Source organism: Paenibacillus diazotrophicus, from assembly GCF_042610465.1.
Window position 1 is genome coordinate 15,052 of the sequence record NZ_JBGJZN010000016.1, and the last position, 23,720, is coordinate 38,771.

The window sequence follows — 23,720 nt, forward strand, 5'->3', positions numbered from 1 at the left end:
CTGCGTCTGATCAATTAACGTATATTCTTATTTATCGACAGGATTCCCTTTTTTGTGAAGTCATTTTTTCGGCTATAATGAGTAAGGCAGGTTATTATTCATCTATGGAGAAAACGGAGTGATTGACGTGGGTGTGAAGCATGGCAGAGATTATAGTGAAATTCTTAGTGAACTGACAGAAGCAGTAGGAAGGATTTCTGACGGGTATGTGTTTTTTGAGATGGAACCCGATGAGTGGCAGGAACTGCCGCAAGAATCGAAGATGGAGGTTTGGGAAGCGCTCGCTGAGGATTTATTCTACGCCTTGGGTAATGAACCGGTTATTGAGGTTGGCAGTGGCGTTGTAATTTACGATAAGGAAACACATCGGATAAATATTTTGCTGGGCGAAGAAGATCTGGCTTCAGTCCTTTTGGTCTAAAACAGGTAGCCGCCGATAGCCGGTTTGCCCGTAGCCTGTGCCACGTGGTAAAATTGATAGAGCTAGGTTCTACTTGCCAGGATTTACGAATACAATAAACCGAAAAATAGCCCTCATCCTGGCGCATCCCTTGGACTTATATAAGCTGAGGGATGTTTTGTTTAAGGCACCCTCACACATTGTGAAGGAGATATAAGGATTTTGTTGTTAATCTAGTAAGGGAGGAAGAACATTGCAATTTACGGAAGAAGAGCTGCGGGAGCAGGCGAGCAAGCTGGAAGGATGGAAGCTGGAGCCGAGTACCCTGGTGCGCAAATACATGTTCAACGAATATATGAAGGGCATTGCTTTTGTGGATGAGGTAGCAGCTATCTCGGAAGCATTCGAGCATCATCCGCATATTACAGTTGACTACAAAACTGTCGTCCTGCGTCTGTCTGCTGTGGGTGAAGATGGCCTTACGGCACTTGATATCCGGCAGGCCCATGAATTTAATGAGGCTTTTGAGAAGAATCGTTAACACTCCAACCCTTGCAGGACAGATTAGATTGGAAATTCATATCCCTTATATAAAAAATGCCCTGTACAGGATCCACATGATCCTTGTACGGGCATTTTGTGTTACGGAGGTGATGTAATATGAGGAGAACTACTTCTTCTCCGCAAGCCACATTGCTACATTCGCGATCTCCTCGGGCGCCAGCTTATCCTTGAAAGAAGGCATCTGTCCGCGGCCCTTGGTGACAATGGTAAAAATCTCTCCGGCGTCATGCTTGCCGCCTTCCTGCTGGAGACTAGGGCCGACAGCGCCCTGGAGCTGGTCACCATGGCAGGTGATGCAATTAGCCTTCACTGTAGCCTCGGCGCTCGCCGCATCCATCTGTACTTCGGGCATTGTTGGTTTGTTCTCCTCAGCGACTTCGGCTTTGCCGGGCAAGGTGAACATTAAGATTACCGCAAAGGCACAGGCGGCAAAAAACAAACCGCTCATGATCCATTTCTGCATCTGCATCCGTCCCCTCCATGTAAGCTGCTTCCTACATTATACAAGAAGGTAAAGCGTTATCATAGCATTTGTGACAAAAAAATGAATGATTTGTGCTATTTGTTATAGACCATACAATAAAATGGCTTATCTCCCGTCGGAGTCCGGCGTTCATAAGTATCTGTAATGGTAAATCCGCTTTTTTGATAAGCGCGAATAGCCCTCTGGTTCCAGGTAAGCACCTCCAGATCAATCTCACGCTCCGGATAACGTGATAGGGCTTCCTTGACGATGGCGTTCATGAACAGATGGCCCATACCCTGCCCGCATAGATCAGGCCGCATGCCAATTCCAAGCCGGACAACACCCTCCATCGGGAATAGCTGTGCAAAACCGCAGAGGATACCTTGACTATTCAGCACAGAAACATACTGCTCACTGCGCAGCCGGGGATCACCGAATTCAACATCCAAGGCCTGCATTTGCTCCCAGGACATCCAGCCATAAATGTTGTATGGAGGTTTATATACCCATTCACATATTTCTGCAGCGTGATTCACTTCCATGGGGACAACGTAAAATGTTACAGAAGAACTAATCATCCGCTATCCGCCTCCCTTCAGAATGAAACGTTATATCATAATTATATACAAAACCATTCCATTTCGACGCATAAAAATATATTTTTAGAATTAGCAAAAATCGCGGTTTTTTATGTTTTACAAATAACGAGGAGGGTAAGTAACTTTTATAGAGACAAAAAAACAAGCCCCCTCCAAGATTTCGGCAAAAATCCTGGAAAAGAGCTTGTTCAGTTACAATATTAGACCTTATTGTACATCGTCGTTATCTTGTGAATCAGTAGCAACTGCTTGATAAGCATCTGTGCTCATAATTCGTTTGGCGCCAACGTAGCGGTTGACGTAGTAGCTGTCACTCAGCGAGCTGATGGTTACACCGCGCTTGGAAGAAGCGTGTGCGAACTTGCCTTCACCGACATAAATGCCGACATGGGATATTCCTTTGCCGCTTGTATTAAAGAATACAAGATCGCCTGGTCTAATGTTATCGCGGGATACGGCAGTACCCATTTGATATTGGGAACCAGACTGGTGAGGAAGGTTGATTCCAATCTTATCAAACACATACATGGTAAATCCGGAGCAATCAAACCCGTTAGTCGAAACTCCGCCGGATACGTATTTAGTACCGATGGCTTTGTCGATAACCTGGTCCATCTTGGAGTCTGCGAAAGCGCTTCCCGCTCCGATGGTAAGAATGATGGAAAAACTGAGTAGTGCGGCTGCCAGCTTCTTCTTCAAAAGTAAATACCCCTTCCAAATGCCTACGAGGTTAGCTTAAGGGTTCGGTTGAAGGTCCCCTATGACCCCTCTGTGAATAGGAGGTCAATTCACCCAAAATCGGTTCCCCCGTTTCCTTAATAATTAAGGAACTCGGCACGACTGTTGATTAGGATTAGCTTACGGATCAAACAATGACAAAACCTTTGTAAATCAGGTTTGAATAATTACAAAAATGTTACTATCGACTTACTGCGATAATTGTAACAAAGACAGAAGCAGTTGGCAATCACTAAAAGCATATAAATACATATTTTTTGAGCCTTTTAAGAGAAAAATGCCTAATTTGCGCTTGTTTATTACTCCGTGAGTTAGAGGTATGGAAGATGTATCTGGAATATTTATCAAAAAGGGTGTTTCAAAGCTCTAAAAAGTGTGTAAAAGGGAGAATAAGGAAAAGGAAAAACCCGGAAATGATTACGGCAATAATCAGTTCCGGGCTCGTATAAGTTACATTTAGTTGTTAGAGGTGTGATTTTGAGGGGATAAAAACTTCAATTAGTCGTAGGCAACGGTCTTGTAAGCTGTAGTGCTCATCACTCGTTTAGCGCCAACGTAGCGGTTGGCCCAGTAGGCTTGACTCAGCGAAGAAATATTTACACCGCGCGAACTGGAAGATTGTGCGAATTTGCCTCCACCGACATAAATGCCGACATGGGAAACTCCTGATCCAAAGGTATTGAAGAATACCAGATCGCCTGAACGCAAGTTGTTCCGTGATACGGATGTTCCCAGGCTGAATTGTGCCTTGGACGTGCGTGGTAGGGTAAGTCCGACACTTTTAAAAACATACGAGGTGAAGCCGGAGCAATCGAAACCGTTTGTGCTGGTGCCTCCGAATTTATAGGTGGTTCCAATAGTTTTAGCAATGACGCTGTCCATCTTCGAATCAGCGGAAGCGCTACCAGCTCCGATGGAGAATACCATTACTAGTCCAAGTGCTGCTGCGGTACATTTTTTCTTAAAATTCTGACTTCTCAAAAGATGTACTCCTTCCAAGGCCTGCGAGGTTAGCTTAAGGATTCGGTAGAAGGTTCCCCTATGACCCCTCTAAAGCGAGATCAATTCACCCAAAATATGGTTCCCCCACTTCCCGGTGCAGGGAATTTGGCGTTTTATGCACCAGAAGAGCGACGTGTCGACAATTTGCAAATGCTTGTAAGTTTATTGTGTTTGAATGTGCTGCGTCTTAAAGATTACAAATTTGTTACTAGTAGTACAGGCATCATTGTACCAGAGGATTTACAGTTTTGCAAATACACTTATTTACTTTGTAATCCAAAAAAAGAGTCCCGCTCCCTCAAGGAGCAGTGACTCTTTTATTATGCCGGCAAATTGCAGTATTTATTGTGGAAATGATTTACTGGACCAGAGATGGTATTGTGCGGCGATTCCCCACATTTTGAACAGTGTAGTGGGGAGGGGAGAGAACTGCCTCAGCAGAAGTGCCGGCATCCCGGGACAAAAGATCGACATCCCGCCACAAGCAAGCATCATTACCAATCCCCCTGCTCCCATCACCGCCGATACTCCCACTGAAGGAATGATTACTTTCAGACAGACCAGCAGAGAAGACAGAGTTCCTGTACCACCTGTATAACCGAACTGCATGTACAGCAGCATTTTTCGGATGAAGAATAGATATAATAGCCAAACCAGAATGTAGGGTACCAATTTCAGCAGCAGCTTATAATCCACAATTCCGGTAAGCAGCAGATCGTACATTTTGGGAAGAAGCCAGTAGAGCGGCAGCGCTGTAAGCACCCATTCTGCAAGACTGAACAGCAACACCGGAAGCCCATATAGCCGCATACCCGGAAAAAAGAACATTCCACGCTCGCCTTTACGTTCCTGATGAAGCTCATGGAGCAATCCTGCCCGGATGAATGGGGATAGCAGGAGCCTTATTGCACTTAAACCCAGCAGCATCCAGAGCCATTGTTGAACACCGGAATGGGTACTTAGTGCGATCTGCCCCTCCACATAATACAAAAGTCTGCCCATTGCACTGCCACCTGCATCCTGATCAGGGTAACGCAGCAGTATCGGAACTACTGCGCTTTTAACAAACTTGTACATGAAATAACTCCAGAACAGCCTGTAGATAAACAACAGAATCAGTATATAAAATTGTTCTTTCATGCTGTGCCAGCCGCGGGATATCGATCTTTTCACAATCCTTCACCTCACCAGACAAGAGTTCCGAGCAGATTTTCAATTAGGTTGGTTATGCTAAGCGTCCAGCGTGAGAGCGTGTCGGGTTCCAGTTCCGCGAGTCTGAAATTATTCAGATGCCTGCTCTCCAGCAGGATGGAGTGCCCGGGATCAATCTCTGCCGATACCAGCGGCGCTTTGTAGGAGAGTTGAAACGTAGTTTCCCTGTCTTTTGCATTCCAATATCTTTGAACGGTATATCCATCCGAAAAGGTGAACTTCACAGGCACCTCTCCGTACTGGCTGCTCTTGTTGCTCACGGTGACCGATGAATCATAACGGGGATTTTCTGTGCCGGTCCCTTTTTTGTGAAGGGTATTGATAATGTCATCTACAGCAAAGTCAGGAGCGCCGCCACTGTATACATATTGATCAAAGTAGGCTTGCCATGATTTTTTGGTCACTTTTTCTACGGTCTTTTGAAAATCGGCAGTGGAAGGGTGCTGGAATCGGTATTTGCGGGCATAGGCAGCCATGATGGCATCCATGGTTTTGGTGCCCACTTGCTGTTCAATGTCTTTGAGCACCAGTTTGCCCCGGATGTATACGTTGCGTGTATAAGCATCATCACCGGTATATTTCCAGGTCTCCAGATTGAGCGGCTGTGATGAGGTAACCAGACTAGACTGAAGCGCTAAGTTGGGTGCTACGCCATATTCCTGTTCCATCAGCCGGTCTTCTGCATATGAGGTGAAGCTCTCATCCAGCCAGGCCTCCTCAAATTCATTGCTGGCGATCATGCCATAAAAAAACTGATGCCCGATTTCATGGATAACAGTACGCTCAAGCTGGGTGCCCGGGGCATCCTCGGCTGCGCCGAAGGCGGTGATGAGTGTGGGATATTCCATCCCGCCTGCGCCATTCCCAGCCTTTGGCGGAACAACGATGGATAGTGTCGAGTAAGGATAAGAACCGTACCATTTGCTGAAGGCACTTAGAGCAGCTTTGGCTGCCTGGAAGTACCGCTCCTTCAAATCTTTGTGCACCGGGTCCAGATAGAGCTTAATCCTTACCCCGGGCACTCCGGGTGCCGAGAAGGCTTCCTCTGCAACCACAAAGTCGGGAGAGGCAGCCCAGGCAAAATCATGGACATCATCAGCGTAGAACTGATAAATCTTCTGATCCTGTTTCAGCTTGGCGGTCTTCACCGGAAATCCGGTTGCTGCGACAGTGTAATTGGCGGGTACGGAAAGAGTGATACTGTATATCCCGAAGTCGCTGTAGAACTCGGAGGTGCCGTGATACTGGTGCAGATTCCATCCTTCCTGCTTCGCCCCGCGGGTGCCGGCTGGCTCATACACGCTAAGTTTGGGAAACCATTGTCCGGCCATTACAAAATTACCTGATATTCCCATTCGGGCGAAGATTTTTGGCAGTTTGACTTCATACTTCAGCCTGAGCGTAACGCTTTCTCCCCCGTTCACGGGTACAGGAAGATGCACCTTGACCAGTGTCCTGTCATTCATGTTGCCGTCGTCAGGCTGGACATACTGCAGACGCTGCATGAGCGAGACACCGTTAGAAGTCCGCAGATCGGTCAGGGTCATACTGCCGTATCCGTTCGCTGGCATTGTATCCCCGCGCAGTGTACCTCCGGATTCTTTCATAAAGGTAGTATCTTTAGAGGCAAAGGCGTTTGGATAAAGGTGAAAGTAGAGGTCTTGTACCGGTTTTTGACCGGGATGTGTCCAGGTAACTGTCTCGGAAGCCCTTAATGCCCCTGCAGAGGGGATTAGCTGCGCGTCAATATGATATTCGGTTACCCGTTTGCTAAGAGCTTCCGAGACGGGGAGCGGCTTACTCTCCGGGAGAACGGGCTGCGGAGCTTTGATCTGTGCAGCTATAGGGGACTTGGCCTCTTTTGGTGCGGCAGCTGTCAGGACAGCAGAGTTATGCCCTGAAAAAGCTCGGATTCCCATTCCTGTAAGAGTGAAGGCGGCCAGAGCTGCAATGATGAGGGTGTACCTAAATGACAGTGGCTTCATACTGTGATTCCTCCCGTGACAAGCATCTACGGGATGTATATGTTTGCATTCGGCGCATTATTAGCTAAAATTAAATTATTAGTGAAAGGGAAGGATGTGCACTTGTGGATAACAACCAACCAGAGGGTAAAAAACCGATGGCTCTGAATATCGTGAACGCCAAGAGCAAGCATAAAGGCTTTGGAGCAGGCTCCATCGATTTGAACAATGTATCGCCGGTAATTATTGACGGCGGTGAGGCCGTTATCGATATCGGTGCCATGCATGCCAAGAGCAAAGTGGAGAAGGGAATCAAATTCAGTCCGAACCGTGAGGATGTACCGGACGGAAGACAGGTATGGGTGGTATGGGTGGCTGTGGACCGCACCACGGAAGGCCAGTCTTATGGCGGGATTACCGCCTGCGAGATGTGGATTGACACCGAAGCACGCAGGGGCTGGAAGATTCTTGCCGATCATGTGAACAAGCTGGATTCCGCCTTGAAGCGCAGAGTAATTCTTGAGGGGCTTGGAGCAGCGGACAAAGCAGCCTTGAAATCACTCCTGATTACCCACAACTCAGAGTGGTGGAATGCATCGGCTGAAGAGCTCAAAGCTGCATTGTCAGAGTAATGTTCCATATGTATCTAGCGAGGACAGATCATTCGCACACTAAACAGCCAGGCCTCCTAATTCAGGAGACCTGGCTGTTTGTATTGTGTATGAAGTTCAGGATGTCGGGTAGAGCTTTATCCTATGTTCCGCTGAGCAGGTTGAGCTTGCGCTTAAGCTGGCTAACCCGGGCTTGGCTGATGCCAAGCACCTCCGCAAGCTCTTTCTGATTGGCATAGGGGTGATCCTCTATAGCCTTCTCTAGGCGCTGGCTCATTTCCTCGGTCTTTGTCCGCCGCCCCCCGCGGGCAGGTTCCGGATTCCTGTCTGCAAGGCTTTGCGGCTGAACGTTGTCATCCGCTGTCCGATCCGGATTGCTGAGCTCTTTCAGACAGCTGTTGCAAATGAATTGATCTTTGTAATAGGTCACATGATCAAGACTTCTGCAGAACGTGCATTCCGTTGAGGTGTACTTTCTGAGTACGACAATTTCATCATCCAAAATGAAAAATTCGATAGAATCCCCAATGTCGATATTTCGAGTCATGCGGATTTCTACGGGAAACACAATTCTGCCAAGACTGTCTAAACTCCGGATCATGCCTGTATCCTTCATCCCATGTCCCTCATTTACATCTTTAATTTTTTTGTGGATATCTATGATTATAGCAGTAATTGTAAGTTGTGAGAACGGGGAAAGCGCATTCATTTATAGATATTTTGTAAAAAACAGGGAAATATTTCCTTGTATTTAAAAATCTCTCCATCCGGGAAGTCCGAAAGGAGAGATTAATTAGGGTTCTTTTGTTTTTTACCCAATTTTGGTTTGCCTAAACAGTCTCACTAATCTTTAGGTTGATAAAAAGACTGCGCTTGTCTATCCAGTATAGAGACGTAAGGGTTGCTTCTGAGGTAGAACCGCCAGGGAAGCTGGGCATATTCTTCGGCATAAGAAATATTGATTCGCGGTGCTTGTACAATATCCAGAGTATTCTGCGGGTCGCCCTGCTCCAGCCACAGGGGGCCCGCAGGATCATTCAGCTGGCATCCGTTTAGGCTTTTGTCTATGCGAAGTGCCCGGCATAGTTTTCCCGGACCGCCGGAAAGGTCGGACGGCTTCTTGACCGTTATGCCCCGATAAGCGCCCATCTGCTCCGCATCGGTTCCGGTCAGCGGTTCTACCGCACGGATCAGCACAGCATGCGGATGATCTGCGGCAGCTGTCACTACATTGACGCAGTGGTACATACCGTAAATGAGATATACGTAGGCAACTCCACCAGTTCTGAACATGACTTCGGTACGTGCCGTGCGGCGTCCGTCGTAAGCGTGGCTGCCCTTATCTTCTGAGCCGCCATAGCTTTCAGTCTCGACGATCCGGCAACGGATCTCCCCGTCTTCGGTCCGCCGGACCAGATGCTGTCCCAGAAGTAGCGGTGCAGCCTGGAGCGCCGGCAGTGTATATATATGCGGCGACAAGAGTTTTCTGGAAGATAGCTCTTCTCTGCCATCTGCGTTACCCTTCAGTTCCATGATCAATGACACCTCTCTGGCCGAATCGGGTAATCATCAGCACCCTCCTCGTTGATTGGTCCCATCGTACCGCAGGAACTGCAGCAGGGCAACCGGGATCAGTTCATCCACCAGCGTTTGATGTCATTCCACAGGGAATGATCTTCTTTGTTACCTGCAGCCGGGGGAACATCCTTTGCGCCCGCAGGGTTATTAGAACCGTCTGTGCCGTGTTGATCACAATACTCTTTTGGCTCCGTACCGCTGATGAACGTTTCCAATACCTTCTGAGGACAAGCTGCCGTAGCGAGCTTACCGGAATCCGGATCGATATAGACACTGACAACCCCATCGGGTATCGGGAAGATTTTGGGCGGTACGTTAGCCAGTGCTTTTTCCGTATATTGGGCAAAAATGGGGGCGGCACGCCGTCCGTCCGTTGTAGCAATATTTCGGCCTTTGTCATAACCGACCCAGACAGCTGTTGCGAGCTCGGGCGTGAAGCCGACCATCCAGCCATCGGTATCAGTCGTTCCGGTCTTTCCGGCAACAGGGCGTTTAATAATGGACGCCACACGGTTGCCTGTTCCTCCGCTCTCAAATACGCCTTCCATCAGCCGGGTCAGTACATACGCCGCTGCCGGTTCCACAACCTGCTCTCCCTGCTTTTGGGGAGCCTCATAGAGTAGCCGCCCATTGGCATCAGTAATCTTTAGAATCGCCGTAGCCGGAAGCTTCACGCCTCCTCCGCCGATCACTGCAAAGGCGGACGCCATCTCCAGCGGGCTCACTGGCGAAGTGCCCAGGGCCAGAGAAGGTACTGGCTGGAGCGGACTGTCAACGCCCATTTTAGCCGCCATTTCAGCCACTTTATCCGCGCCTATTTTCATAATGGTGTTCACTGCATAAATATTATCGGAGGCAGCAATGGCCTGGCGCATGTTGATTTCCCCCAGATATCTGTCGCCGAAGTTTTTGGGCTGATAGGTCTTGCGGTCATTGTCATAATGGAACAGCGTGGGCTGGCTGTTGAATACGGACAGTCCTGTCATTGTTTTGGAGGATAGGGCGGTTAAATACATAATAGGCTTGAAGGAAGACCCGGGCTGCCGGGTAGTGGCCAAAGCATGATTAAACTGATTGGTGCGGTAATTTTTGCCCCCGACCATGGCCTTGATATATCCTGTCCGGGGATCTATAGACACAAGTGCTGTCTCCAGATCACTGGCGGAATCCATCCCTTTGTCCACAGCCTCCTCGGCCGCCTGCTGCATATCAGGATCGAGCGTCGTATATACGTTTAATCCGCCCTGATCCAGTTCTTCGCTGCTGATGTGAAGAGAATCTATGACCAGACTGCGGACATAGTCACGGAAGTAAGGGGCAATGACGGTGGTGTTTTTTTCCCCCTGCGGCTTGAAGTTTAAGGGTTCCAGCGAGGCGGAAGTGGCTTGCGCCTCCGTAATATCACCCGTTTCAATCATCGCAGCCAATATAATCCTCTGGCGTTTTTTGGCATTTTCCATATGGGTGTAGGGAGAATAGTAGGTCGGGCCTTTGGGAATACCGGCAAGCAAGGCACTTTCCGCCAGATCGAGGTCTGCGGCAGCTTTGCCGAAATACATTCTTGAGGCTGCTTCGATCCCATAGGCGCCATGTCCATAATAAATCTGATTCAGATACATATTGAGAATCTCGTCTTTGCTGTATTTCATCTCAAGCTGCATCGTATAGAGGGCTTCCTTGGCTTTGCGGGTCCAAGTCTTCTCATGGGTCAGGTAAAGATTGCGCGCAAGCTGCTGGGTTAAGGTACTCGCTCCCTGCGTGCGGTCCCCGGACTCCAGATTCGCAAGAACCGCACGGCCCATGCCTCTGGCATCAAAGCCTAAGTGATTGTAGAATTTACGGTCCTCCACAGCAAGAGTAGCTTGAATAAGCAGCGGTGAAATCTGTTTAAGCGTTACAGGCTCCCGGCTGCGGCCATCGGTGGTAAAGGTCGTTAGCACATTCCCGCGGGAGTCGAGCAGCTTGGAGCGGATATCGTCAGCAATCGGCGGAAGATCCTTTTGATAGAGGTAACCCAGCAGCGCGCAGGCCGCCAGCACCAATAGCACACTTATCACAGTTAACAGCTGGAAGAGCCGGCGGAGTCGGTGTTTAGGTTTGGGAGGTATTGCAGGTTCGCGCGGCATGGCATCGGGCTCCTTCTCTTTTTGCGTACAACTTGTCAATTCTCATTATGGGGAAGGAAGAGCTTGGATATTCATAAGGGTCCAGACCTTTCCCGAAAAGAACAGCGTTTTCTGCACTGCGGGGCGCGCACCAGGCTCTCCAGGTGTGTTTTATGAACCAATATGGTAAAATTTTATGTACTTTACGAACGCTTCTCATTTCATGCTTAGGAGGCCTGCCGCTATGGCCATTCGCGTATCTGCCATACAATATCATTTGCATACTATTTCCTCCTTTGAGGAATTTGCCGCCCAGTGCGAGCATTATATAAAAACGGCAGGGGAGTTCGGCGCTGAGTTCATCCTGTTTCCCGAATTTTTGACGACACAGCTGATGTCCATTGGCGATGAACGGGGGAATGCCCTCGGCATAGAAGATCTGCCGCAGTTTACAGACCGTTACCGGGAGATGTTCTCCGGATATGCCCGGAAATATGCTGTGCATATCATTGGGGGGACCCATGTGCTGCGCCGAAACGGTAAGCTTTATAACGTGGCCCATCTTTTTTATCCGGATGGAAGAGTTGCCGAACAGGCGAAGCTGCACATTACACCGGCTGAAGTCGAGGGATGGAATATGGGTGCTGGAGAAGGGCTCGAGGTATTCCAGACGGAAAAGGGGATCATCGCCATGCTGACCTGCTACGATATCGAATTTCCGGAGATTGTGCGCATGGCCCGGGCCAAGGGTGCGGATATCATTTTTTGCCCTTCCTGCACGGATGACCGCCACGGTTTTCACCGGGTCAGATACACCAGTCACGCCCGCGCCATTGAGAATCAAATCTATGTTGTGCTGACAGGTACCGTAGGCTCCCTGCCCACTGTCGATCTGATGCGGGCGAACTTTGGACAGGCGGCAGTGATCACACCCAATGATATTCCGTTTCCTCCGCAGGGACTGTTGGCCGAGGGTGAAATTAACGATGACATGGTCATAACCGCCGATCTCGATCTGGACCTGCTCTATAAGGTTCGTGAACACGGGTCGGTGACCACTTGGCGGGACCGCCGGACGGATCTGTATACGGACTGGGCGTAGGGAGGATGAAGAACCATGTATTTCAAGAGTTTTTACGCTTTTGACGGGACAATCCCGGTGCCTGCGGTGCTCCGCAGCTACACAGAAGCTGATTTTGCGGAACTGATAACCATTCAGTCCGAGGCTTTTCCGGCTCCCTATCCTGCAGAGATGTGGTGGAACCGGGAGCAACTGCTGAATCATGTGACGCTTTTTCCGGAAGGGGCTTTATGTGTGGAGGTGAACGGTGAGCTGGCGGGGTCAGTAACCGGATTGAAAATACACTTTGACTCTGAGGCCCCTGCGCTCCATCATACCTGGTCAGAAGTTACGGCAGATGGATATATTACAACGCACCAGCCAGACGGGAACACGCTCTATATTGCCGATCTGTGCGTCCGTCCCAAACATCGCAAGCTGGGGCTTGGCAAAGAGCTGGTACAGTCGCTGTATCATGTTGTGGTGGAGCAGAAGCTGGAGAGGCTGCTGGGAGCGGGCCGTATGCCAGGCTATCATCTTCAAGCCTCTAGAATGTCAGCTGAGGAGTATTTGGATGGAGTGACAACCGGCAAATGGTCTGATCCGGTACTCACCTTTCTGCTTCGCTGCGGGCGGTCTCCGGTTGGGGTAGTAGCTGATTATCTGGAAGATGAAGAGTCAGACAACTATGCAGCGCTCATGGAGTGGCGGAATCCTTTTCTATAATAAGTGAAGAATATCTATATCAAATTCTCTATATCAGAATCGGAGGAGATCTTTTCATATGGAATATACAAGAATTACGGATATTGCTGATCCCTTGTTCAGACAAGTACATAATCTGCTCTCAGAAGTGTTTCCCCCCGAGGAAGTGCTTGAATTCAGCTTGTGGAAGGAGCCTCTCGAGGATTCTGGAATTCGAGTATTTGCCGCAGTACATGATGGTGCTGTTGTTGGCACTACGGAATACCGCTATTACACCGATTGGAATGTAGCGATGACCGATTTCACTATCATAGGCCGGGAAGGCCTTGGAGTAGGACGCTTTCTGGCGCAAAGCCGCCTGAAAGATTTGCAGAATCTGGCAGAAGGCAACGGTAAAGAGCTATTCGGTATGTTCGCCGAGATCTATGATCCTTACCGGGTAGAGCATGAATTTGGGGGCATTAAGCCCATGGATCCGTTTGTCCGCCGCGAAGTGCTGTCACATCTGGGTTATAAGCGACTCGACTTCCCCTATGTTCATCCCTCATGGCAGGGTGACGGGGAGGCAGTATCGGGCCTTGACCTGTGCTTTATGCCCGGGAATGAGGATTTGGAGCAGATAAAGGCTTCTCTGGTTGCAGACTTTCTGACTCGTTATTATGCAGTCCTCGCCGATAAGCCTGAAGCCTGGACATCCATGGTAGAGGGACTGAAGAGCAGGGATATGGTAGCACTGCTGCCGTTGTAATTATTTTTGAGAGTATAGCCATTGTATTGCCCTCCCGATCTGGATATAGTGTACAATGGGAAAGCGAATGTGCCTTAGATTATATAAGTATGAATAAGCGAGGAACGTGTGATGACTGAAGTGCAGCAGGACAAATACGGCGTTTCTGTAACGCTGGAGAGCATACAGGGCGGGGAACGGAATGTGGTGCACGCCTCAGGTGAGGTCATCGCCAGAGGAAATCAGTTGTATATCCGTTATGAAGAAACACAGGCTGGCCCCAAGGGCGAGCAAGCTTCTGTCCGAACCACTTTAAAGATTTCAGACCGTGAGCTGAAGCTGATTCGTCACGGCGATGTCCAGTCGGAGCAGTCTTTTGTACAGGGACAACGTCTGCCGGGATTTTACCGCTCGCCATATACACAGTTTAACCTCTCCACAGACACCCGGAGACTGGATATGAAGCGTGACGGGAGATCACTTGCGGTTTCATGGGAATACGATCTATACGTTTATGAAGAATTATCGGGACAGTTCGCTATAAGTTTGCATATACAGGAGGAACCACAATCATGACACATAGTCAAAATCCGCTTCAGTTAGCCAATGAACGGGTGAAGGAAGCGATCGCTGGCGCCATTATATCCGCAGGTCTGGTCACCAGAGAAGAGCTTCCAGCCATCGTGCTGGAGGTACCCAAGGACAAAGCTCACGGGGACCTGGCTACCAATGCTGCGATGCAGCTGACCAAGATTGCCAAGCGCAATCCGCGGCAGATTGCTGAAGCGATCATTGAGCACCTGGATAAAGGTAATGCTTCTATTGAAAAAGCGGAAATCGCCGGACCGGGATTCATCAACTTTACGCTGTCCAAAAGCTACCTCTACCCTGTAATCGCCCTCGTGGCCGAACAGGCTGAGGATTACGGCCGTATTAATGCAGGCCAGGGGCAGAAGATTGAGATGGAATTTGTCAGTGCGAATCCTACCGGCAGCTTGCATCTGGGACATGCCCGCGGCGCTGCTGTCGGCGATGCACTGTGCAATGTTCTGGATTTTGCCGGGTATCAGGTGACCCGCGAGTATTACATCAATGATGCCGGGAATCAGGTTGCGAACCTGTGCAAATCCATTGAAACCCGCTACCTGCAGGAGTTAGGCCAACCGGCAGAAATGCCGGAAGACGGCTATCATGGCGAAGACATCAAGGGTTTTGCCAAAGAGCTGGTGGCTGAAAAGGGCGATGAGCTGCTGTCCATGACACCGGGCGACCGTGCTGCTTTCTTCCGCACCTATGGCCTCACCAAGGAGCTGGACAAAATCAAACGCGACCTCAGCCGGTTCCGCGTCAACTTCGACATCTGGTTCAGCGAAACCTCGCTGTACGAGAATGGAGAGGTTCTGCGCTCGCTGGACGAGCTGCGCGACCGCGGCGAAGTCTACGAGCAGGACGGGGCCACTTGGCTGCAGACGACTAAATACGGGGACGACAAAGACCGTGTACTGATCAAGAATGACGGAACCTATACTTACCTGACCCCGGACATTGCGTATCACAGCGACAAATATGGCCGGGGCTATGAGAAAATGATCAATATTTGGGGTGCCGATCACCACGGCTATATTCCGCGGATGAAAGCAGCCATGTCGGCGCTTGGCAACGATCCGGAGAAGCTGGTCGTTCTGATCGCCCAAATGGTCAGCCTCTTCCAGAACGGCGAAAAGGTCAAAATGTCCAAACGTACCGGTAAAGCGGTAACGATGGAAGATCTGATGGAAGAGGTCGGTATCGATGCGATCCGTTATTTCTTCACCATGAGAAGCATGGATTCGCATCTGGATTTCGATATGGACCTGGCGATTTCCACCTCCAATGAGAATCCTGTTTTCTATGTGCAGTATGCGCATGCACGGATCTGCAGTATTTTCCGCCAGGCAGAGGAGCAGGGTATCGTGCTGCCGGATTATGACACTATCGATTATGCCAAGCTGACGGCTGAACATGAATATGATCTTCTGCGCAAAATCGGCGAATTGCCTGCGGAGATTGAGATCGCTGCCAGCAGCTATGCCCCGCATCGCCTGATCCGCTATGTATACGATCTGGCTTCGCTGTTCCACAGCTACTACAAAGCGGAGCGCGTCATCACTGAGGATGCCGCCCAGACCGTAGCCCGCCTTGCTTTGCTGGGCGCGGCACGGACCACAATCGCCAACGTGCTTCGCCTCGTTGGTGTTACCGCACCGGATCGGATGTAATGATCCGGCATCAGCAAGAAGCTCCGCCTCCGTATAATTGGAGGCGGAGCTTCTTACTTTCCATAATGCCTCTGTGGGCGGGCTGATTACCCGCTGCCTATAAGGAGCAGCTCAAGCTGGGAGCTGCAGGGGAGTGATTCCGGCTGAAGGCGGGCTTATGCGGTAGCTTACAGCTGCCGCCAAGCATGCCGCCCATCCGGCGGCCGAACCCGTTCGAGGCTGCCGCCCATCCGCGCGCCTATGCCTTTGCGGCAGCGGCCCGCTTCGCCCGTGCGCCAGCCCGCAGCAGGCGCAGGGCATCGGCCGAGCCGCCGCCTAGAGCCGCGCGGCGCTGGCCTTTGCGCAGCCGCACTGGCGAGGCTGTGCGGCGCAGGAGCAGCTTCAGCTCCCGAGGCGAGAGGCCCGGGCGCAGCGCGAGCAGCAAGGCGGCGGCTCCCGTGACATGGGAGGTCGCCATGGAGGTGCCGCTCATTTCTTTGTAGCCCTCCCTCAGCCAGCAGGAGGGTACAGCTTCGCCGGGTCCGTATACATCGATATACGGACCCCGGTTGCTGAAGGCCGCGACGCGGTGCCTTCGGTCAAGGGCGCCGACGGCGATTGTCTCAGGGTAGCGGGCGGGATAGTCCCCGCCGCGTTTGCCGTCGTTGCCGGAGGAGGCGATGATGGCGATCCCGGCCCGGTAGGCCTTGATCACCACATCGTGAAGGGCTTTGCTTCGCGTTTTCATACCGAAGCTCATATTAATGATATCGATCTTGTTCTGTACGCACCAATCGATGCCCAGAACAATGTCGGACACATAAGCCGAGCCGCTGTGATCAAAAGCCTTGACCGGATATAGCTGCGCCCTTGGTGCTACACCCATCATGCCGCGGGTGCCGCCCGCCGCTGCCAGTGTTCCGGCGATATGGGTCCCATGTCCGTTATCATCGAGCGGCAGCATGCCCCGGTGCAGCAGGTTTACGCCAGTGGCTAACGAATGTCTGAGATCCGGGTGCCGGTAGTCAGCACCTGTATCGATGACTCCAATCTTCACATGCACTCCGGTCGACCGGGACCATGCCTGCGGAGCGTGGATTGCTCTAACACCCCAAGGCATCATAGAGGTGTCTGATTTTTCAGGGGCCACCGCGTGGACCTGTATCCGGGAGTCCTCCTCGATGCTTAAGGAATCTTCATATTTATAGAGCAGTTTTCCCGCTCCTGAAGCAGGCACGAAAAATGCCCGGATCAGCGGGGATATTTGGACTTGCCGCAATTCCGGTTTTTTCGCTTTCAGTATTTTCCACTCTGACAGCGCTCCGGCATACTGGCGGGCGTCATTGAAGGTGACGATACGCCGTTCGGCATTTTTGGGGGCCGCCGATATCTCTCCAAGCAGCATCTGCCAAAATCCGTAGTAATCCATAAGTTACGCCGTCCCCTCCTCGGTGCCGTGCTGCCATATTGTATGAAAGGAGGCGGACGTCCGAATGGGAACTTGCCCTTTTTTAGCGAAATGGGCTGCCCATCGTGTCAAAAAGCGGAGCTTTACATAAAATATACAGAAGAGAGCGTGAGTTCTCTTTGCAACATCCCGTAAGGAGCCGATCCTTGGCGTGGATACAGTCATGCGCGGAGGAACCTCCTCCGCCTTTTTTGCGTTAGTGAATGAACAGGTTTCAGAGCAGGTCCTGGAATACATATATTCAGCCGGACAGTTTGACTTGCAATTTGCTGCCAAATAGGTTTTACTTAGTTTTGTTAATGGATATTATGAGATAGAAATTAACGGTAATGTGAACAATGCGTGAGAGGAAGTGTCCTTTAGTGAGTACGCCACTCAATTTAAAGCTGGACCCTGAGAAAATAAAAGAAATGCCGATGGTGGACCTGGCTTTCCTGGTGCTCAAAGCAGCCAATACGCCTTACTACTACCGTGATCTGATGGTTGAGGTAGCCAATTTGCGCGGTATGACCGAACAAGAAAGCCAAGATACTATTGCACAGTTATATACCGAGATTAATATTGACGGGCGTTTTGCCTGTGTCGGGACCAACCTGTGGGGGCTTAAACGCTGGTACCCTCTGGAACGCTCCGACGATCCTGTCGGCAACACCAAACGTGTGCGTATCATCAACGATGAGGATGACGATCTGGAAGATGATGACTTCGCCGAAGAGGAAGAAAACTACGCCGCTGAAGATGAGGACTTCGATGCTATCGATGAAGATCGCGACGACCTCTATTCTGACGACGACAGTGAAGAAGAAGTCGACGAAGATGTTGTTATCGATGAAGATGACATTGACGAAGATGAGGTTGACGATGAGGATTCCGAAGACGGCGAAGCAGAAGATGCCGATGATGAGGAAGAGGACGACAAATATTAAAGTAGTATGCGTTTGTGCGTAATTCCTCCCTTGACATGGGTGGGATCGTCAGAGTAAACTATTGCATGGGCTTATAATGGAAGTTAATATTGTTTTCTAAAATAAAAAGTGCCCCGGGTCTACGGGTGTCACTTTTTTGTTTTTTTAAAAGGTAGAACTCATTGTTTCACGATACAAATCATCCTTATCTTTCTACAGAATCGGATGGTTTTTTCCGGGATTCATTGGAGAAGTAACTTTTTGGGTTCCCCGTTTTGATAATGGAAAAAAGGGTTACGATAAACACCAAGCGTCGCCTGAATTTCTGGACTTTATTTAGGAGGGTTTTACAGTGACAAAGTATATTTTTGTAACGGGGGGCGTTGTGTCTTCCCTGGGCAAAGGCATTACTGCCGCTTCTTTAGGCAGGCTGCTCAAGAACAGAGGGTTGAAGGTAACGATTCAGAAATTCGATCCTTACATCAACGTAGACCCTGGAACCATGAGTCCTTATCAGCATGGCGAAGTGTTTGTAACCGATGATGGGGCGGAGACCGACCTGGATCTTGGACACTATGAACGGTTTATTGACATCAATCTCTCCAAGAACAGCAATGTTACAACCGGTAAAATTTATTCATCGGTTATCAGCAAAGAGCGGCGCGGAGAATACTTGGGCGGAACCGTTCAAGTCATCCCGCATATCACGAATGAAATTAAAGAGCGCGTATTCCGCGCAGGCCGTGAGACCGGATCCGATGTCGTAATTACCGAAATCGGCGGAACAGTGGGCGATATCGAGAGCTTGCCGTTTCTGGAAGCCATCCGTCAGATCAAAGGCGACATTGGCCGTGAGAATGTAATGTATATCCACGTAACCTTGATTCCGTATATCAAGGCTGCTGGAGAAGTCAAAACCAAGCCTACACAGCATAGCGTCAAGGAACTCCGCAGTATCGGGATTCAGCCCAATGTTATCGTATGCCGCACCGAATATGCACTTTCCGATGATATGAAGGCCAAAATCGCCTTGTTCTGCGATATTGATGCCCATGCGGTAGTGGAATGCCGTGATGCTTCTACCCTGTATGAAGTTCCTCTTAACCTGCGGGATGAGGGACTGGACGAAATTGTAGTCAACCATTTGAAGCTGACGACACCTGCACCGGATATGCGTGAATGGGAAAATATGCTGGAACGCATTCAGAAGCTGGAACGTACCGTGGAGATTGCCATTGTCGGCAAATATGTAGCCCTGCATGATGCCTATTTGAGCGTTGTGGAATCCTTGTCTCATGCCGGATTTGCTGCAAATGCCGAGGTGAAAATCCGCTGGGTCGATGCAGAGCTGGTTACCGATGAGAATGTAGACGAACTGCTGGGAGGCATCGGAGGCATACTCGTTCCAGGCGGTTTTGGCGACCGGGGAATTGAAGGCAAAATCTCCGCCATTCGTTATGCCCGTGAACAGTCTATTCCGTTCTTCGGCATCTGCCTTGGAATGCAGGTTTCCGTAATCGAATATGGCCGTTCCATGCTGGGACTGGCTGGTGCGAACAGCTCGGAGATCGATCCGTCTACACAGCATCCGCTGATTGACCTGCTGCCGGAGCAGAAGGATATCGAAGATATGGGGGGAACAATGCGTCTTGGTCTTTACCCATGTAAGCTTCTTCCTGAGTCACTCGCAATGTCCTGCTATGATGATGAACTGGTATATGAACGCCACCGTCACCGGTATGAGTTCAACAATGCTTACCGTGATGAAATCGAAAAAGCGGGTCTCGTGATATCCGGCACCTCGCCGGACGGCCGCCTGGTAGAGATTGTCGAACTTCCAGGGCACCCATGGTTCCTGTCGGTACAATTCCATCCGGAATTCACTTCTCGTCCTAACCGTCCTCAACCGCTTTTCCGCGAATTTGTCAAAGCTTCACTGACTCATTCCGAACAACTGTAATTTCTTATAGAAAGAATGGCCTTTATAGGTCCTTGATGAGCCTCCTTATGGAGGCTTTCTTTACAATGTGGGAAAGTATAAGCTTCACCATATCCTCTTAACAGCGACTAATTTGTAAAGCGTGAAATTGTCTGTACACCTCAGTCTAATTACTGGCCAAAAAATGACATAGATTTACGCATTTTAACCAATTAGCAGGATTTTGGCTGTTGGGAACGAATTATAGGTTTCGTATAGATTTGTTAGGTAACGGGCCGCTAGCTGTGGAAGTGCGCAGTATGGACAATTTGCTTCAAATTCTGGGAGGGTATGGTATGGAAAAGAAAAAAGTATTAATTGTTGATGATCAGAACGGAATCCGGATTCTCCTCATGGAAGTATTTAATAGCGAAGGGTATGCCACATTTCAAGCGGCTAACGGAAAGCTGGCATTGGACATTGTCCGCAGCGAATCTCCCGATCTGGTCTTGCTGGATATGAAAATTCCAGGCATGGACGGTCTTGAGATCCTAAAGCATCTGAAGGAGATTAACCCCGCTATCAAGGTTATTATGATGACAGCTTACGGTGAACTGGATATGATTAAGGAAGCGACCAAGCTGGGGGCACTGATGCATTTTACGAAGCCGTTTGACATTGATGAAATGCGTGTAGCAGTAAATATGCACCTTAATAATAAGTCGATAGACCAGTATAACTAACTCAGGAATCCGTGGTTTGGGAAGACTTGATTATGGATACCATAGAGAGAATAGTCTGCCCTGATTAGGGGGTGGTCTTATATCGTCCCACCGGGACATTTTTTTGCGTGTCCTATTTAGTATTTAATACAGGATGTGCTATAATAAGCCTGTATGTGATGTCGGCTTATATAAGCAACCAAACATTCTTAGGAGGATTGAAACCATGCCATTAGTATCTATGACAGACATGTTAACCAAAGCACTTAAAGGAAAATATGCAGTTGGCCAGTTCAACATCAACAACCTGGAGTGGACTCAAGCAATTCTTGGTGCCGCAGAAGAAGAGAAGTCACCAGTAATTCTTGGCGTTTCCGAAGGCGCAGCTCGTCACATGGGCGGCTTCTACACTGTTGTTAAGATGGTTGAAGGTCTGATTCATGACATGAAAATCACCGTTCCAGTAGCTATCCACTTGGACCACGGTTCTAGCTTTGACAAATGTAAAGACGCAATTGATGCTGGATTTACATCCGTAATGATCGACGGCTCCCACCACCCAATCGATGAGAACATTGAAATGACTAAAAAAGTCGTTGACTATGCTCATGCTAAAGGTGTTTCTGTAGAAGCTGAAGTTGGTACTGTAGGCGGACAGGAAGATGACGTTATCGGCGGTATCCAATACGCTGACCTTAACGAATGCGTACGCATCGTCAAAGAAACAGGTATCGATACATTGGCTCCGGCACTGGGTTCCGTACACGGTCCTTACCTTGGCGAACCAAACCTTGGATTCAAGGAAATGGAAGAGATTCGTGACGCAGTTAACCTTCCGCTCGTTCTTCATGGCGGTACTGGTATTCCTGTACATGACATTCAGAAATCCATCTCCCTGGGTACTTCCAAAATCAACGTGAACACCGAGAACCAAATCGCATTTGCTAAGGTTGTTCGCGAAGTACTGGCTGCTAAACCGGATGCTTACGATCCTCGTACATTCATTGCACCAGGTCGCGAAGCTATCAAACAAACCGTTATCGGCAAAATCCGCGAGTTCGGTTCCAGCAACAAAGCCTAATATTTTATCAAGCAAAGGACAGGCTTCTGAGCTGAACCTAGCTGAATAGTATGATATGGAGAGCACCGCCTAGACGGTGTCTTTCCATTTAATATAAGGAGTCGTTCGCATAAGGCGTTAACCAGTCCTTGTATTCCTTGTGGAAACGGGTGCCGTCCTTGTTTAAGGGCGGCGCAGCCGTTTCTAGTTATTTAAAAGTAAGTAAAGCCGCAGCAGGTATTGCCAGGGCAAGCTGCAATACACGTAGGGGGAACCGGATAAATTTATGGAAAAATTAATGATTGGCGGTGGACGCCCTTTAGAAGGTGTCGTCACCATCAGTGGAGCGAAGAACAGTGCGATTGCGCTTATTCCTGCGGCCATTTTGGCTGAGTCTGAAGTTGTTCTGGATAACTTGCCGTCCCTAAGTGATGTAGCTGTATACTCCGAAATTCTGGAAGAGCTTGGAGCCACAGTCTCCTGGACAGGCAGCCAGATGAGAATTAACCCCTCCCGTATCGTATCCATTCCAATGCCTAACGGACCGGTCAAGAAACTTCGTGCTTCTTATTACATGATGGGAGCGCTTCTTGGAAGATTTAAGGAAGCCACAATTGGCCTTCCTGGCGGATGTAATTTTGAGCCTCGTCCAATTGATCAGCATATTAAGGGCTTTGAAGCGCTGGGTGCAACTGTAACCAACGACCATGGCTCTATTCACTTGTACGCCAAAGAACTGCGTGGTGCCAAAATTTATTTAGATGTATCCAGCGTAGGTGCCACTATTAACATCATGCTTGCGGCTTCACGTGCCAAGGGCTCAACAATCATTGAAAATGCGGCTAAAGAGCCTGAGATTATAGATGTAGCTACCCTCCTCAACTCCATGGGCGCTGTTATTAAAGGCGCTGGTACCGAAACGATCCGGATCGAAGGTGTTACGGAAATGCACGGCTGCCGTCACTCCATCATACCCGACCGTATTCAAGCTGGAACATATATGATTGCTGCTGCGGCTACGCGTGGCAATGTAATAATAGATAATGTGATCCCCAAGCATTTGGAGGCACTTACTGCCAAGTTGCTTGAGATGGGCGTAGGTATCGAAGAACTGGATGAGAGCATCCGAGTCATCGGCAAAGCCAGATACGAGCATGCCGATGTCAAAGCACTGATATACCCCGGTTTTGCCACCGATTTGCAATCTCCAATGACTAGTATGCTTACCCAGGCCGAAGGGGTTAGTGTCCTTAGCGATTTTGTATACAGCAACCGATTTAAGCATGTGCCTGAACTGGTGCGAATGGGCGCCAAAATCCGTGTGGAAGGCCGTTCTGCCATCATTGAAGGAAGTAAGCTGAATGCTGCGAAGGTCAAGGCTGCCGATCTGCGTGCAGGAGCAGCTCTTGTGATCGCCGGTCTGACGGTAGAGGAAGGAATTACCGAAGTTACAGGTGTGGAATATATAGATCGCGGTTACGACAATTTAGTTAGCAATCTACGCACTTTGGGAGCCGAAGTATGGCGGGAGAACGAATAGAATAGGTTTACTCAATGTCCTGGAAGAGGTGTTTTTTTGCCTCCAAACTGCATATCCTCTTCCAGATTGGGTAATGCTATCCTAATAAGCAATTTAATAGACTCCTATTTTGCTTGCCGAACTGCTAGAAGAACTTATC

24 protein-coding genes and 2 riboswitches are annotated in these 23,720 nt (G+C 49.4%); of the genes, 14 read left to right on the forward strand and 10 right to left on the reverse strand.

What is annotated here, in order from left to right; genetic code table 11:
- Positions 1-127: 127 nt before the first annotated feature.
- Together ACAN54_RS29455 and ACAN54_RS29460 are read left to right on the forward strand one after the other, a co-directional pair.
- The gene (locus ACAN54_RS29455) at positions 128-421 is read left to right on the forward strand and encodes a hypothetical protein (protein ID WP_379164330.1); all 294 of its coding nucleotides are present in this window, start codon (positions 128-130) and stop codon (positions 419-421) included.
- 232 nt (positions 422-653) lie between these two features.
- Positions 654-941 (forward strand): 4a-hydroxytetrahydrobiopterin dehydratase, encoded by a 288-nt coding sequence (locus tag ACAN54_RS29460; RefSeq protein WP_379164245.1) that lies wholly within the window; start codon positions 654-656, stop codon positions 939-941.
- Positions 942-1,070: 129 nt separating this feature from the next.
- On the opposite strand, the gene ACAN54_RS29465 is transcribed toward ACAN54_RS29460, so the two are convergent.
- The 6 genes from ACAN54_RS29465 to ACAN54_RS29490 all read right to left on the reverse strand — a co-directional run bounded on the left by ACAN54_RS29465 (position 1,071) and on the right by ACAN54_RS29490 (position 6,900).
- Positions 1,071-1,427: a c-type cytochrome gene (locus ACAN54_RS29465; RefSeq protein ID WP_379164248.1), complete on the reverse strand. Its 357-nt coding sequence runs from the start codon at positions 1,425-1,427 to the stop codon at positions 1,071-1,073.
- Positions 1,428-1,522: 95 nt separating this feature from the next.
- Positions 1,523-2,008 (reverse strand): GNAT family N-acetyltransferase, encoded by a 486-nt coding sequence (locus ACAN54_RS29470; RefSeq protein ID WP_379164251.1) that lies wholly within the window; start codon positions 2,006-2,008, stop codon positions 1,523-1,525.
- A 228-nt stretch (positions 2,009-2,236) separates the two neighbouring features.
- Positions 2,237-2,728 carry a C40 family peptidase gene (locus tag ACAN54_RS29475; protein WP_379164254.1) on the reverse strand — a complete coding sequence of 164 codons (492 nt, stop codon included), beginning with the start codon at positions 2,726-2,728 and terminating at the stop codon, positions 2,237-2,239.
- A 5-nt stretch (positions 2,729-2,733) separates the two neighbouring features.
- A riboswitch (cyclic di-AMP (ydaO/yuaA leader) is annotated at positions 2,734-2,876 on the reverse strand.
- Positions 2,877-3,265: 389 nt separating this feature from the next.
- On the reverse strand, positions 3,266-3,694 hold the full coding sequence (locus tag ACAN54_RS29480) for a C40 family peptidase (RefSeq protein ID WP_379164333.1): 429 nt from the start codon (positions 3,692-3,694) through the stop codon (positions 3,266-3,268).
- Between the two features lie 57 nt (positions 3,695-3,751).
- Positions 3,752-3,890, reverse strand: a riboswitch (cyclic di-AMP (ydaO/yuaA leader).
- A 221-nt stretch (positions 3,891-4,111) separates the two neighbouring features.
- Complete coding sequence (locus tag ACAN54_RS29485) at positions 4,112-4,909, reverse strand: hypothetical protein (RefSeq protein WP_379164257.1); 798 nt, start codon at positions 4,907-4,909, stop codon at positions 4,112-4,114.
- Between the two features lie 44 nt (positions 4,910-4,953).
- Positions 4,954-6,900, reverse strand: a complete 1,947-nt coding sequence (locus tag ACAN54_RS29490) for a M1 family metallopeptidase (protein WP_379164336.1) — start codon at positions 6,898-6,900, stop codon at positions 4,954-4,956.
- A 170-nt stretch (positions 6,901-7,070) separates the two neighbouring features.
- Here ACAN54_RS29490 and ACAN54_RS29495 point away from each other — a divergent pair, with 170 nt between their 5' ends.
- Positions 7,071-7,577: a YwhD family protein gene (locus tag ACAN54_RS29495; protein ID WP_379164260.1), complete on the forward strand. Its 507-nt coding sequence runs from the start codon at positions 7,071-7,073 to the stop codon at positions 7,575-7,577.
- Between the two features lie 121 nt (positions 7,578-7,698).
- On the opposite strand, the gene ACAN54_RS29500 is transcribed toward ACAN54_RS29495, so the two are convergent.
- From ACAN54_RS29500 to ACAN54_RS29510, 3 genes are all read right to left on the reverse strand, one after another.
- Positions 7,699-8,172 (reverse strand): regulator, encoded by a 474-nt coding sequence (locus ACAN54_RS29500; protein ID WP_379164263.1) that lies wholly within the window; start codon positions 8,170-8,172, stop codon positions 7,699-7,701.
- 227 nt (positions 8,173-8,399) lie between these two features.
- The gene (locus ACAN54_RS29505) at positions 8,400-9,089 is read right to left on the reverse strand and encodes a DNA-3-methyladenine glycosylase (RefSeq protein ID WP_379164266.1); all 690 of its coding nucleotides are present in this window, start codon (positions 9,087-9,089) and stop codon (positions 8,400-8,402) included.
- Between the two features lie 98 nt (positions 9,090-9,187).
- Positions 9,188-11,260 (reverse strand): transglycosylase domain-containing protein, encoded by a 2,073-nt coding sequence (locus ACAN54_RS29510; RefSeq protein WP_379164269.1) that lies wholly within the window; start codon positions 11,258-11,260, stop codon positions 9,188-9,190.
- A gap of 223 nt (positions 11,261-11,483) precedes the next feature.
- Here ACAN54_RS29510 and ACAN54_RS29515 point away from each other — a divergent pair, with 223 nt between their 5' ends.
- The 5 genes from ACAN54_RS29515 (at position 11,484) to argS (ending at position 15,989) form a co-directional block, all read left to right on the forward strand.
- The gene (locus ACAN54_RS29515; protein WP_379164272.1) at positions 11,484-12,341 is read left to right on the forward strand and encodes a carbon-nitrogen hydrolase family protein; all 858 of its coding nucleotides are present in this window, start codon (positions 11,484-11,486) and stop codon (positions 12,339-12,341) included.
- A gap of 15 nt (positions 12,342-12,356) precedes the next feature.
- Positions 12,357-13,025 (forward strand): GNAT family N-acetyltransferase, encoded by a 669-nt coding sequence (locus tag ACAN54_RS29520; RefSeq protein ID WP_379164275.1) that lies wholly within the window; start codon positions 12,357-12,359, stop codon positions 13,023-13,025.
- 58 nt (positions 13,026-13,083) lie between these two features.
- Positions 13,084-13,752 carry a GNAT family N-acetyltransferase gene (locus ACAN54_RS29525; RefSeq protein ID WP_379164278.1) on the forward strand — a complete coding sequence of 223 codons (669 nt, stop codon included), beginning with the start codon at positions 13,084-13,086 and terminating at the stop codon, positions 13,750-13,752.
- A 111-nt stretch (positions 13,753-13,863) separates the two neighbouring features.
- Complete coding sequence (locus ACAN54_RS29530; protein WP_379164281.1) at positions 13,864-14,307, forward strand: YwiB family protein; 444 nt, start codon at positions 13,864-13,866, stop codon at positions 14,305-14,307.
- The gene (argS, locus tag ACAN54_RS29535) at positions 14,304-15,989 is read left to right on the forward strand and encodes an arginine--tRNA ligase (RefSeq protein ID WP_379164284.1); all 1,686 of its coding nucleotides are present in this window, start codon (positions 14,304-14,306) and stop codon (positions 15,987-15,989) included. The genes ACAN54_RS29530 and argS overlap by 4 nt, the downstream gene beginning before the upstream one ends.
- A 238-nt stretch (positions 15,990-16,227) precedes the next feature.
- On the opposite strand, the gene ACAN54_RS29540 is transcribed toward argS, so the two are convergent.
- A complete protein-coding gene (locus tag ACAN54_RS29540) occupies positions 16,228-17,397 on the reverse strand; it encodes a S8 family peptidase (protein ID WP_379164287.1) in 1,170 nt (389 codons plus the stop codon).
- A gap of 190 nt (positions 17,398-17,587) precedes the next feature.
- Between ACAN54_RS29540 and ACAN54_RS29545 the strand changes: the two genes are divergently transcribed.
- From ACAN54_RS29545 to murA, 6 genes are all read left to right on the forward strand, one after another.
- Complete coding sequence (locus tag ACAN54_RS29545; RefSeq protein WP_379164290.1) at positions 17,588-17,716, forward strand: hypothetical protein; 129 nt, start codon at positions 17,588-17,590, stop codon at positions 17,714-17,716.
- Between the two features lie 82 nt (positions 17,717-17,798).
- Positions 17,799-18,362 (forward strand): DNA-directed RNA polymerase subunit delta, encoded by a 564-nt coding sequence (gene rpoE / locus ACAN54_RS29550; protein WP_379164292.1) that lies wholly within the window; start codon positions 17,799-17,801, stop codon positions 18,360-18,362.
- A gap of 331 nt (positions 18,363-18,693) precedes the next feature.
- Positions 18,694-20,301 (forward strand): CTP synthase, encoded by a 1,608-nt coding sequence (gene pyrG, locus ACAN54_RS29555; RefSeq protein WP_379164295.1) that lies wholly within the window; start codon positions 18,694-18,696, stop codon positions 20,299-20,301.
- A 314-nt stretch (positions 20,302-20,615) separates the two neighbouring features.
- Complete coding sequence (locus tag ACAN54_RS29560) at positions 20,616-21,002, forward strand: response regulator (RefSeq protein ID WP_379164298.1); 387 nt, start codon at positions 20,616-20,618, stop codon at positions 21,000-21,002.
- 205 nt (positions 21,003-21,207) lie between these two features.
- Positions 21,208-22,062: a class II fructose-1,6-bisphosphate aldolase gene (gene fba, locus ACAN54_RS29565; RefSeq protein WP_379164301.1), complete on the forward strand. Its 855-nt coding sequence runs from the start codon at positions 21,208-21,210 to the stop codon at positions 22,060-22,062.
- A gap of 265 nt (positions 22,063-22,327) precedes the next feature.
- Entirely contained in the window at positions 22,328-23,581 is a 1,254-nt protein-coding gene (gene murA, locus ACAN54_RS29570; RefSeq protein ID WP_379164304.1) for a UDP-N-acetylglucosamine 1-carboxyvinyltransferase, read from the forward strand.
- Positions 23,582-23,720 lie beyond the last annotated feature (139 nt).